This is a genomic window from Microbacterium sp. bgisy203 (assembly GCF_057706945.1).
On the sequence record NZ_JBYIPF010000006.1, the window covers coordinates 70,434 to 82,761 of the forward strand.

At 71.5% G+C, this 12,328-nt stretch carries 9 protein-coding genes; 4 read left to right on the top strand and 5 right to left on the bottom strand.

From position 1 onward, the window contains the following. Positions 1–111 precede the first annotated feature (111 nt). Positions 112–879: a hypothetical protein gene (locus AC3ENQ_RS10685; RefSeq protein WP_431804412.1), complete on the top strand. Its 768-nt coding sequence runs from the start codon at positions 112–114 to the stop codon at positions 877–879. Between the two features lie 241 nt (positions 880–1,120). Here the strand turns inward: AC3ENQ_RS10685 and AC3ENQ_RS10690 are convergent, their stop codons facing one another. After that, entirely contained in the window at positions 1,121–4,873 is a 3,753-nt protein-coding gene (locus tag AC3ENQ_RS10690; protein WP_431804413.1) for a proline dehydrogenase family protein, read from the bottom strand. Between the two features lie 113 nt (positions 4,874–4,986). On the opposite strand from AC3ENQ_RS10690, the gene AC3ENQ_RS10695 reads away from it, so the two are divergent. Next, positions 4,987–5,859, top strand: coding sequence for a LysR family transcriptional regulator (locus tag AC3ENQ_RS10695; RefSeq protein ID WP_431804415.1), 873 nt, complete (start codon positions 4,987–4,989; stop codon positions 5,857–5,859). A 24-nt stretch (positions 5,860–5,883) separates the two neighbouring features. Here the strand turns inward: AC3ENQ_RS10695 and AC3ENQ_RS10700 are convergent, their stop codons facing one another. Next, positions 5,884–6,621, bottom strand: a complete 738-nt coding sequence (locus AC3ENQ_RS10700; RefSeq protein ID WP_431804417.1) for a TetR/AcrR family transcriptional regulator — start codon at positions 6,619–6,621, stop codon at positions 5,884–5,886. A 161-nt stretch (positions 6,622–6,782) separates the two neighbouring features. Here AC3ENQ_RS10700 and AC3ENQ_RS10705 point away from each other — a divergent pair, with 161 nt between their 5' ends. After that, positions 6,783–8,303: an MFS transporter gene (locus AC3ENQ_RS10705; RefSeq protein ID WP_431804419.1), complete on the top strand. Its 1,521-nt coding sequence runs from the start codon at positions 6,783–6,785 to the stop codon at positions 8,301–8,303. 4 nt (positions 8,304–8,307) lie between these two features. Here the strand turns inward: AC3ENQ_RS10705 and AC3ENQ_RS10710 are convergent, their stop codons facing one another. Further along, the gene (locus tag AC3ENQ_RS10710; protein ID WP_431804421.1) at positions 8,308–8,868 is read right to left on the bottom strand and encodes a thioesterase family protein; all 561 of its coding nucleotides are present in this window, start codon (positions 8,866–8,868) and stop codon (positions 8,308–8,310) included. A 124-nt stretch (positions 8,869–8,992) separates the two neighbouring features. Here AC3ENQ_RS10710 and AC3ENQ_RS10715 point away from each other — a divergent pair, with 124 nt between their 5' ends. Continuing rightward, positions 8,993–9,511 carry a GNAT family N-acetyltransferase gene (locus AC3ENQ_RS10715; protein ID WP_431804423.1) on the top strand — a complete coding sequence of 173 codons (519 nt, stop codon included), beginning with the start codon at positions 8,993–8,995 and terminating at the stop codon, positions 9,509–9,511. 21 nt (positions 9,512–9,532) lie between these two features. Here the strand turns inward: AC3ENQ_RS10715 and AC3ENQ_RS10720 are convergent, their stop codons facing one another. Further along, complete coding sequence (locus AC3ENQ_RS10720; protein WP_431804425.1) at positions 9,533–11,338, bottom strand: cytochrome b/b6 domain-containing protein; 1,806 nt, start codon at positions 11,336–11,338, stop codon at positions 9,533–9,535. Between the two features lie 5 nt (positions 11,339–11,343). Further along, a complete protein-coding gene (locus tag AC3ENQ_RS10725) occupies positions 11,344–12,324 on the bottom strand; it encodes an electron transfer flavoprotein subunit alpha/FixB family protein (RefSeq protein ID WP_431804427.1) in 981 nt (326 codons plus the stop codon). Positions 12,325–12,328: the final 4 nt, after the last annotated feature.

Sequence of the window (12,328 nt, forward strand, 5' to 3'; positions counted from 1 at the left end):
CCAGAGGCCCGGTCACGGGCACGCCGGCATCCATTGTGTCAGACCGGCCGACGCGGGCTCGGTGACACCCCGCCTGGCCGATGTCGGCCCAAGTGAGTAGATTTCTTTTCCATGGTGCGTCGTTCTGGGGACGAGACCCGCGCGCTGCTGTTGCGCGTCGGGATGCAGATGCTGCTCGAACGGGGCGTGTCGGCGGGGGTGCAGCACATCCGCCTGCAGGACGTGCTCCGGCGAGCGGGGCTCACGACGGGTGCCGCCTACCGGCTCTGGGCAGACCAGAACGACTACCAGCGCGATCTCGCGGTGGCGATGGTGCGCCTGCGGCTGAGCAGGCCGACCGATTACGCGCGCGTCGCCGTCGAGGAGCTCATCACGTCGGGAGCCAGCGGCGACGACGTCATCCGCGCCGCCGCCGAGGCGCACGTGCGCACCACCGCCGTCGACACCGACGACCCCGCCGACGCCCTCGACGCACAGCAGTTCCTCATCTGGCTCGCCCTGCGTACGACCGCCCAGACCTGGCCGGAGCTGCGCGAGGCGAGCAACGAGCGGCATCGCGAGTCGATCGCCGCGTTCGCGGAGTTCTACGCCTTCCTCATGGAGTCCTACGGGCTGCGCATGAAATCTCCCCTCACGATCACCGACTTCACCGAGGCGATGGCGGCGATGGGCGAGGGCTTCGCCGTGCGGGCCCTCGAGGGCATCGAGCATCCGCGCGTGCGGGCGCACGACGGGGACGATGTCCCGGCCGGGGAGTGGACGCTGTTCGCCCTCGGAGTGCGTGCGCTGGTCAACGAGTTCATGACGCCCGTGGATGGCGAAGCCGCGGCCCCGGCGGCGGGCGAGGCTCGCGACTTCGTCGATCCGCCCGAGTCCTGACCTCGCGGCAGGCAGGCGGGAGCTCTGGAGCCGAGTGTCCCCCAACTCCAGAGCGACACTCCCCCCGGTGTGTCATTGACGGTCCGACCCGCGGCGTGTGCCGCTCACTGGAACCGGTCTCCGTCGGCGCTCCCCAGATGCGCCACTCATCATCGTGGCCGGTCGCGCCTTCAGGTTCCAGAAAGATAACTTGTTTCTCTTCCGCGCTGACCGGGCGTGGATTGATGGACTCCGTCCACCCTCAGATCACGGCCTCCGACCATGGATCCGGGTTGCCGAAGCGGTGCGCGGTGATGGTGATCGACTGCTCGCGGAGGAACGGCAGAAGCTCCAAACGCCCCGCGGTCGTGACGTCGCCCGCGTAGACGGCCAGGTCAGGGTCGCCGCCGGATGCCTTGGCGAGCGCGGCCTGCAGCGCGCCGACCGACTCGGTGCCGCCGACGAGCCGCGCGCGTCCCGCTCCCCCGTCTGCCTGGCCCGCACGTACGCGGTCGATCCACTCGCCGTCGGTTTCGACGAACACCGGCACGTCGAGGTCGCCGAGCGCGCGGCGGACACCGGCGGGGAGGCCGACGGGCGCACTCAGGGTGAACGCACCGCCGGCGCGGACGCCCGCGACCGCAACGCGGAGGACGGCCTGCCACGCGGCATCCTTCGTAGCGCGCACAGCGACCTCGACGGGGCGGTAGCGGAAGAGGTTCCGCTCGACGCCGAGCTGCGACACGTCGCGCACCTGACCGAACTCGCGGTCCCACGCGAGGGCGTCCGAGAGTGCGGCACGGCGGAGCCACTCGAACTCCTCGTAGCCGAGCGACGGCTGCGCCGCCTCGATGAACGCGCCGATCCGCGAGTCGAGCCCACGCAGGTGCAGCGTCGACGACGGGGCGCCGCCCGACGTCGCCCGCCACGAGCCGAGACCGACGAGGTAGTTCGGGCCGCCGGCCTTCGTCCCCGCCCCGACCGACGAGCGCTTCCACCCGCCGAACGGCTGCCGCTGGACGATCGCGCCCGTGATGCCCCGGTTGACGTAGAGGTTTCCGGCTTCGACGCCGTCCAGCCACGTCGCGAGGTCGCCGGGGTCCTGCGTGTAGAGGCCCGCCGTCAGGCCGTACGCGACGGCGTTCTGCAGCTCGATCGCCTCGGCGAGCGACGAGGCGTGCATGACGCCCATCATGGGGCCGAAGAACTCCTCGAGGTGCGTGCGCGAGCCCGCCCGCACGCCGACGCGGATGCCGGGCCTCCACAGCCTCCCGGCGTACTCCGCCGGCGCGTCCGATACCTCACGCGGCTCGACGAGCCACTGCTCGCCGTCTTCGAGCGTCGTGAGCGCCCACGCGAGTTTGCCGTGCGGGACCTCGACGACCGGCCCGACTTCGCTGCGCGGGTCGGACGGCGGGCCCACGCGCAGCGACTCGGTCGCATCGACGAGCTGGCGGGCGAAACGCTCGGAGCGCGCGACCGGTCCGACGAGGATCGCGAGCGAGGCGGCCGAGCATTTCTGCCCCGCGTGCCCGAAGGCGCTCTTCACGAGGTCGGATGCGGCGAGGTCGAGGTCGGCCGAGGGCATGACGATCATCGCGTTCTTGCCGCTCGTCTCGGCGAGCAGCGGCAGTTCGGGACGCCACGAACGGAACAGCGCCGCGGTCTCCCACGAGCCGGTGAGGATGACCCGGTCGACCGCGTCGTGCGAGATGAGCTGCTGCCCGAGCCCGCCCTCATCGATGTCGACGAGCGCGAGCACGTCGCGCGAGACGCCCGCCTCATCGAACGCCGACCAGATCGCCTCGGCGACGACCGCGGCGCAGCGCCGCGCCTGCGGAGCCGGCTTGAAGACGACGCCGGAGCCCGCGGCGAGCGCGGCGAGCACACCGCCCGCCGGGATCGCGATGGGGAAGTTCCAGGGCGGGGTGACCACTGTGAGCGTCGCGGGCACGAACACGGCGCCCGGCACGCGGTCGAGCTCCTTCGCGGTCGCCGCGTAGTAGTTCGCGAAGTCGACGGCCTCGCTGATCTCGACGTCCGCCTCGGCGAAGACCTTGCCGGTCTCCGAGGCTGCGACCTCGATCAGCTCGCCGCGGCGGGCCTCGAGCGCGCGGGCGGCGGCTTCGAGCACGCGGGCGCGGTCGGCGGCCGGCATCGCACCCCAGGCATCCGCGGCCGTGCGGACGCGCGCGACGGTCTCCTCCAGCGCTTCTTCGCTGTCGAGGCGAGCCGCGGCGATCGTCTCGTCGCCGGTGGTCGAGGTTTCGACGCGGGCGAGGACGTCCGCCGACCAGGCGCGGTTCGCGGGCAGCGCCGGGTCGGAGTCGGGCGTGTTCACGAAGCCCGCAGCGCCGCGCGCGGGCGCGCCCGACTCGCGGCGCGCGAAGACGGCGGTCTCGACGTACCCGTCGGCGAAGACCTGCTCGGCGCCGAGATCGATGTCGTCCTCGTCGCGCGAGGCGGCGCGGGCGATGCCGAGCACGGCCTGGGTCAGGTCGGCCTCGTCGGCCGGCGACGTGCGCAGGCGGCTCGCGGCGTCGCCGCCCTGAGCGTCCTCGGTGCCGCGGTCCTGGCGGCGGTTCGGGCCGACCGGCAGCGCGGGGTCGGCGGCGCGGCGCGTCGAGGCGATGAACCGGTCGCGCTCGCGCGCGAACATCGCGGGGTCGGTGTGCAGCTCGAAGACGGCGGAGAGGAAGTTGTCGCTCGACGCGTTCTCTTCCAGGCGCCGCACGAGGTAGCTGATCGCGACGTCGAACTCGTCGGGGCGGACGACCGGCACGTACAACAAGACGTGTCCCACCTCGCGGGTGACGGCCTCGACCTGCCCCTGCGCCATGCCGAGGAGCATCTCGAACTCGACCGCGTCGCGGACGCCCCGCTCCCCCGCCAGTAGCCACGCGTAGGCGATGTCGAAGAGGTTGTGGCCCGCGACACCGATGCGGACGGCCCGCGTGTGTTCGGGGCGCAGCGCCTCGTCGAGACAGCGGAGGTAGGAGGCATCCGAGTCGAGCTTGGAGCCGTGCGTCGCGAGGTCCCAGCCGTGCATCACGGCATCCACCCGCTCCATCGCGAGGTTCGCGCCCTTGACGAGCCGGATCTTGATGGGGGCGCCGCCGGCATCCACCCGCTCCGTCGCCCACGCGGTGAGTTGCTGGAGCGCCGGGAGCGCGTCGGGGAGGTACGCCTGCAGCACGATGCCGGCTTCGAGGTCCCTCAGGCGCGGGTCTTCGAGGATGCGGGTGAAGACCGCGATCGTGAGGTCGAGGTCGCGGTACTCCTCCATGTCGAGGTTGATGAAGGTGCGATCGGTCGCGGCCGTGAGGTACAGCGGCAGCAGACGCTCGACGACGGTGTCGACCGTCTCATCGAACGCCCACATCGAAATGTGGCTCGCGATCGCCGAGACCTTCACCGAGACGTAGTCGACGTCGGGGCGACGGATGAGGTCGTGGATGCCGTCGAGGCGGCGCAGCGCCTCGTGCTCGCCGAGCACCGCCTCGCCGAGGAGGTTGAGATTGAGGCGCGCACCCGATTCGCGAATGGTCGCGAGCGCCGGGCCGAGCTTGTCGGGGCGGGCGTCGACCACGAGGTGCCCGACCATCTCGCGCAGCACCCGCCGCGCGATCGGCACGACGGGGCTCGGGAGCACGGGCGCGACGGCGCCTCCCGTGCGGACGGCGGCGCGCAGGTACCACGGCAGGAAGTCGGGAACCAGCGGGGCGACGCGCTGCAGGTTGGATGCCGCGGCCGTCAGCGACTCGGGACGCATGACGCCGTCGACGAAGCCGATCGTGAAGGGGAGCCCGTTCGGGTCCTTGAGGACGCCGGCGAGACGCTCGGTAGCGGGGTCGACGGGAACGTCGGCGGACTCGGCGACCCAGCGCTCGGCGAGAGCGACGGCACGGTCGACGAGCGCGGTCGCCTCGTTCAGCTCGGTCAGCTCGGTCGGCTCGGTCGCACCGTCGGCGGGCAGGGAGTCGTCGGTCATCTGACCAGAGTGCACCTCGTTCATCCGATCAGGATGCGGCACGACTATGATTCGAGAAAAGCGATCATCTCCGATCTATACCGTTCGATTCTGTCGATGATTTCGGAGAGCGCGAGACGGATGCCGGTGAGGCCCGCGTGTTCGAGCTGCGCCGCCTGCGCCTGCTGCACGAACTGGCGCTGCGCGGCACGCTCTCGGCCGTCGCCGAAGCCCTCTCCTACAGCCCCTCGACGATCTCGCAGCAGCTCGCGCAGCTCGAGCGAGAAGCGGGGGTCCCGCTTCTCGCGCCCGACGGGCGCCGCGTGCGGCTGACCGAGCACGGCGCCGCCCTCGCCGCGCACGCGGCCCGGGCGCTCGACGCCGACGAGGAGATCCGCGGCGAGCTCGACGAGCTGCAGCCGGGCATCGCCCCCGTGCGGATCGCCGTCCTCCAGACCGCGGCGCGGACGATCGTGCCCGCCGCGCTGTCGTTGCTGGCAGAGCGGGCGCCGACGCTCCGCGTCGAGCTCGCCGAGGTGCCGCCCGAGGAGGGTCTGTTCGAGCTGTCGGCGCGCGGGTTCGATCTCGCGATCGCCGAGCAGTACCCGGGCCTCACGCGCGCGCACCGCCCCGACCTCGTGCGGCACGTGCTCGGCGCCGACCCCATGCGGCTCGCGACGCGCGGGCCGGGAGGATCGCTCCGCGACGTGGCGGACCGCCCGTGGGTCATGGAGCCGGCGGGGACCGCGGCGCGCGAGTGGGCGGTGCAGCAGTGTCGCTCGGCCGGGTTCGAACCCGACGTGCGGTACGAGCTCGCCGACCTCGGTGCCCACGTCTCACTCATCGCCGCGGGCCACGCGGTCGGGCTCCTCCCCGACCTGCTCTGGACCGGTGTCACCCCGCCTGTCACCCTCACGACGCTGCCGGGAGAGCCGGCGCGCGAGATCTTCACCGCCTCACGCCGCGCGAGTGCCGGACGCATCGGCATCCGACTCGCCCGTGAGGCGATCGCCGACGCGTTCGCGGCCTGAGCCGCACGGCACGACGACGCCGCGTCAGCCCGCTTGGCGGCGCAGGCCGTCCAGCAGCAGATCGAGGCCGGCGCGGAACTGGTCGGCGTCGTCGTGCCCGGCGAACTCGTCGACGATCTCGTGGATGAAGGGGAAGGATGCCTCATCCATCGCACGCCACTGATCGGCCGCGCGGGTCAGGTACTCGCTGCGGCTGATCTCTCCCGTGACGACCTCCGCCGGGGGCTCCTGCCCCATGTCCACCGCCGTCCCGAGGACGAACCCCACGACGGCCGATGTCGCGTGGAAGCGCTGGCGCGCCGTGAGCTCGAGCCGCTGCGTCTGCTCGCCGATGCGCTCGTAGAGCGCGAGCCCGTGCGGTTGCGCGCCGGTGTTGCGCAGGGCGTAGGCGCCGAGCCAGGGGCGGTCGACGATCGCGTCGAACAGGGCGACGGCGATCGTGCGCATGTCGTCGATGGGATCGTCGGTGTGCACGTCGGCGACCGCGGCGAGAACGCCCGCGAGCACCGCGTCGGCGGCGAGGTCGAGCAGTTCGTCGCGGCCGGAGACGTACCAGTAGATGCTGGCGGGGCCCCCGCCCAGGCGCGCGGCGAGCGCGCGGATCGTGAGGCCCTGAGCGCCCTGTTCGTCGAGGATCGCCACCGCCTCGGAGAGAACCGAGTCGAGCGAGTGCGAGGCGCGCTCGCGCGTGCGCGCGCTGCGCGCACTCCGGCGGGGGCGGTCGCCGCCGCGCGCGGCATCCGTCGTCGTTGCTTCGGTCACGGTCTCATCCCATCACACGCGGAGCGTCGCTTGCGGAATATCGAACAGTGTTCCAGATTATCGAACGGTGTTCTATTATCGAACAGCGTTCGAGATTTCGACATGACACCGCGGACGCCTCCGCCCGCACGATGAGACGCCCGACGAGAAAGGAAGACCTCATGAGCGCATCACCCCACACCTCCTCCCCGACCGTCACCTCCGGGACCTACGCATCGCTCGGCGCCGCGTGGATCCCCCTCGCGGCGCTCTGCCTCGCGTTCTTCGTGGAGATGATCGACAACACCCTGCTGTCGATCGCGCTGCCGACGATCGGCCGCGATCTCGGCGGGGAGACGACCGCGCTGCAGTGGGTCAGCGGCGCCTACTCGTTGACCTTCGGTGGCCTGCTGTTCACAGCGGGGGCGATCGCCGACCGCTTCGGACGACGCCGCGTGCTGCAGGTGGGGCTCGCGATGTTCGGGCTCGTCAGCCTCGCGGTGCTCGCCGTCAGCTCGATCGGCGAGCTGATCGGCCTGCGCGCCGTGCTCGGCATCGCCGCCGCCGCGATGGCCCCGATCACCAACTCCCTCGCGTTCCGGCTGTTCGACGACGAGAAGCTGCGCATGCGGGGAATCACCCTGATGATGGTCGTCGGGATGTCGGGCTTCGTCCTCGGGCCGCTGCTCGGCGGCACGATGCTCGCGCATCTGCCGTGGCAGTGGCTGCTGCTCATCAACGCCCCGATCGCCCTCATCGCCGCCCTCGGCGTGCACTTCGGCGTGCCCGCCGACTCTCCCGAGGGCCTGACGCACGACCGGCTCGACCTTCCGGGCGCCGTGCTCAGCATCCTGACGATCGGTCTCGCCTGCTACGCGCTCACGAGCGGTGTGCAGTTCGGGTGGTGGTCGCCCGTCACCCTCGGCGTCATCGGCGGCGCCGCGGCATCCCTCACGCTCTTCCTGGTCCACGAGCACCGCGCGGCGGCTCCGATGCTCGATCTGCGCGTGTTCCGCGGAGGCGTCGTCCGCGGCGCCGCGATCGCCCAGTTCGGCACCGCGATCGCGATGGCCGCCGTGATGTTCGCGCTCATCCTGCACTTCCAGTACGCCTGGGGGTGGACGCCTCTGCAGGCGGGCCTGGCGAACCTGCCGCTCATTCTGACGATGATCTTCGCGACTCCGCTGACCGAGTGGCTCGTGAGCCGCTTCGGACATCGCATCGCGTGCCTCATCGGCGCCGCATTCCTCGCCGCCGGGCTCGGCGCGATGGCGTGGGCGGTCTCGCAGGACTACGTCGCGATCGCGGGTGCGATGGTGATCATGACCGTGGGGCTGCGGACAATCATGACGATCTGCGCCGTCGCCCTCGTCGGCGCCATGCCCGAGAACCGCACCTCGATGGGCGCCGCGCTCAACGACACCGCGCAAGAGGTCGGCACGAGCGTCGGCACCGCCGTCGTGGGCACCGTGATCGCCGTGCTCGTCGCGACGGTCCTCCCCGATGGTGCGTGGGCGCCGGAACTGGTCGCACGCTTCTTCTCCGGCGAGCGGGTGCTCTTCGCGATCCTCGCGATCGCCGTCGGCCTCATCACCGCGGCGGGCGCCCTCACGCTCACGAACTCGCGCGACACCGACGAGCACCCGGCGCCGGAGGGCGCTGCTCGGGACGCCTCGGCGTCGGACGTCTCGACGCGCGCCTGAGCCGTCAGTCCCAGCTGCTCGGCGCCGGGGCCTTCGTCGAGGGGAGCGCTGAGCCTTCCGCCCAGGCGGAGATCCACGCCGGCAGCGGCGGCAGGTCGTCGGGGCGGCCGAGCGCGCTGAAGAGCTCCTCATTGCGGACGATGCCGCCGCCGCGCTGCAGGAACCGCGCGCGCACGATCATCTCGGCGTAGACCTCCCCGCCCACGACCGCGCGGTGCACGAGATAGACCGCCTTGTCGTCGTGTCCGTACAAGCGCGACTCGATCGTGAAGCGCTGCCACAGCTGCAGCGACTTCCGGAATGTGATCGTCTCGCTCGCGACGACTGCGTACCACTGGCGCGCGTTCATCGCGTCCCAGATACCGGTGCGCACGAGCAGGTCGAAGCGTCCGAGGTCGAACAGCGAGGCGTACCGGCCGTTGTTCATGTGCATCAGCAGGTCGATGTCGGTGGGGAGGGTCCGCACCCTCACGCGTCCGACCGTCCGCGGCGAGATCGGGCCGTTGCGGCGCAGCAGCACCTTCGCGTGCAGCATCGTCAGGAGGGTCCGCCACCATACGTTCACGCGGGGGATGCTATCGGTTCGACCTCGTCGCACACGAAACTCGTTGTGGACACCCTCCAGCACCGCGGGTTTCTCCCGCCGGCGTCGATTTCGCCTTTCTCGGGCGCAGACGTATATTCAGGCCATGGAAGCCCCCTCCGAGATCCCCACGCAGACCGACATCGTCGTCCGTCCCGTCCGTGACGTGGATGCCGAGGCCCTGGGCCGTGTGCACGCCGCGTGCTGGCACGAGACCTACGACCACCTCATCAGCAAGGCGGCGCTCGAGAACGTGTCGCCCAAGCGCCTCGCCGAACTCTGGACCCACTGGGCCGCACAGGGACCGGATTTTCGGATGTTCGCCGCGCTCGCCGACGGCGAGATCATCGGGTTCTCGGGGTCGGGTCCGGCGCGCGACCGCGACGCCCCGCGCGCCCGTGAGCTGTACTTCATCTACCTGCTGGACGCCTTCCACGGAACCGGCACGGGGCAGCGCCTCTTCGATGCGGTCGTCGAGCCCGAAGAGCCCATCTACCTGTGGGTCGCCGACGACAACCCGCGCGCGCACCGCTTCTACGTCCGCAACGGGTTCACCCTCGACGGCGCGACCCACACCGAGCCGTTCCTCGGCGAGACCCTCACCGAGGTCCGCTTCACCCGCTGACGCCGTCAGCGCCACGTGCCGTCAGCGTCCCGAGACGGTGCCGAACAGGCGCGCGATCGGCGCGATCGTCATGGGCCGCAGAGCCACCCACGCCGCCGCGATGACGACCATCGAGGCTACGAACATCCAGAACCCGGTCCAGTTGTCTGCGTAGGCGTTCGGGTCGACCGAGCCCTGCGCGGCGTACATGTGGTTGAGGTTGCGGAGCGCGCCCGTCGCGAACACGAGGAACACGTGGATCGCGATGAACACCACGAAGTAGAGCATCGTCGGGAAGTGGACCTTCCGCGCCCACTCGATCGGGTACGCCCGGCTGAGCTTCTCGTTCTTCTTCGGCCAGAGCCCGCTCATCCGGAAGCCGGTGATGATCGCGAGCGGCGCCGCGATGAACACGGTCGTGAAGTACGCGATCTGCTGCAGCGCGTTGTAGTTCACCCAGCCGTTCTCGGTCGGCCAGTCGAGCGAGATGTACTGCAGCATCGCGCTGAGGGCGTTCGGGAAGACCTCCCAGCTGGTCGGCACGATGCGCATCCACTGGCCGGTGACGAACAGCAGGACGACGAAGATCACGCCGTTGATGATCCACAGCAGGTCGAGCGACTGGTGGAACCAGATCGTGAGGCTCGTCTTGCCCTTCGGGTCGTTCTTGGGCGTCCAGAAGACGGCGGGCCGCTTCTCGTTCCGGATCGTGAGGCCCGATCGGATGATCAGCACCATCAGGAACACGTTGAAGAAGTGCTGCCACCCGAGCCACGCGGGGAATCCGACCGGCGCCCCTTCGGGCAGGTGGTACTCGCCGGGGTAGGTTGCCAAGAAGTCCTGCAGCGGCTCGAGGCTCAGCAGGAACCGCACGAAGGCCACGGCCATCCCCGCGGCGATCAGCAGGCCGAGGCCGCCGATGATGACGACGCCCGCCCACTGGCCCTTCGTGAAGGGGCCGATGCGGGCAGGTTCCGGTTCGGGCTCGGGGCGATGGCTCGCAGCGCGGCCCGCCCAGACGGTCTTCGGCACGGTGAGCGGCTCGCGCGGCCCCTCGTGCGTCGCGACCGCAGTCGATGCGGCCGGCGCGGATGCGGCGGCCGGCGCTGCGGCTCCGGATGTGGCTGCGGTGGCGGGAACCCCGGCATCCACCGTTCCGGGGGCCGAAACCCCGGCATCCACCGTTGCGGCGCCACTTTCCTGCTCGGGCGCCACAGATTCCTGGAGCCCGGACGCAGACGTGGCGCCCACACGCGACACGGTGCCCGCGGGCGGCCACGGCTCGCCCTCGGCGGTACGCGGCAGTCCGCGGCGGAGGGGCTCGCCCGAGCCGGATGCCGCCGCAGCCGCGACGGAGGCTGCCGACGCCGACCCGACGGGTGTGGCGCCTGCTTCCTGCACGGGCGCCACAGATTCCTGGCGCCCGGACGAAGAAGTGGCGCCCGTCGCAGCGGCGGGCAGGTCGGATGCCGCGGCTGCAGCGGGAGAGGCAGCGGTGACACCGCTCGCGGACGCACCGGCGGGCGGCCACGGGTCGCCCCCGGCCCGACGCGGAAGCCCGCGCCGCAGACTCACGGATGCCGCGGCGGGCGCGGCCGGCACTGCCGGCGCCGACGCGACGGGCGTTACGGGCACGTTCTGCTCCGATACGGCCTCTGCCGCAACGGATTCCGCCCGTGATGCGTCCGGCGCGGCCGCCGCAGCGACCCCGGAATCACTCGGCACCGAACCACCCGGCGCCTCGCCCGCCGGCACGACACCTTCCACCGCCGATCCGGCGGGCGGCCAGCCGTCGCCGCCCTTCGTTCGGGGAAGCCCGCGGCGGAGCGCGGATCCGTAGGTCGCCATGGGGCTTACGCCTTCTTCGCGCGGTCCGCCTGCAGGGCGGCGATCAGCTGCGGCACGACCGTGAACACGTCGCCCACGACGCCGTAGTCGGCGATGTCGAAGATCGGCGCGTCGCCGTCCTTGTTGATCGCGACGATCGTCTTCGCCGTCTGCATACCCGCCTTGTGCTGGATCGCGCCGGAGATGCCGAGCGCGACATACAGCTGCGGCGCGACGGATACGCCCGTCTGGCCGACCTGGTGCGCGTACGGGATGTACCCGGCATCCACCGCCGCGCGCGATGCGCCGACGGCGGCGCCCAGCTCGTCGGCGAGTTCCTCGACGAGCACGAACTTCTCCTTCGAGCCGAGTCCGCGCCCGCCCGAGACGACCTTGCAGGCGCCGCGAAGCTCCGGGCGGCTGGATGCCTCGACCACCGCGTCGACCGATACCACGGTCGCGGCGGGCTTGCCCGAGGGCTCCACCGCCAGTGCGTCGACGACCGGCGCGGCCACCGCCTCGGCGCGGGCGTCGATCGACCCCTGACGCACCGTCACGACGAGCGGACCGAACGTCGGGGCGCTCGTCGCGTTGTACGCGCCGCCGTAAACGGAGTGCTGGGCGAGGACTCCCTCACCGTCGCGGGCGACACCCACCGCGTCGACTGCGAGCGCGAGGCTCTGGCGCGCGGCGAAGCGGCCCGCGACATCGCGACCCTCGATGGAGTTCGACACGAGCACCGCGTCGGGCTGCACGAGCGCGAACGCCGCCGCGAGGGCGTCGGTCGCGGGCACCGTGAGCCCGTCTCCGGCGGGTGCGGTGAGCACCACGGTCGCACCGAGAGCGCCGGCCGCGGCGCCGACGTCGTCGCCTCCGCCCACAACGACGGCGACCGGGGTGCCGACCTGCGAGGCGGCGCCGAGCAGGCCCGCGGCCGACGAGGCGAGCTCGCCCGTCGGAGTGACGTCCAGGAGGACGAGGATGGAATCCGCAGCGAAATCAGTCATGTCC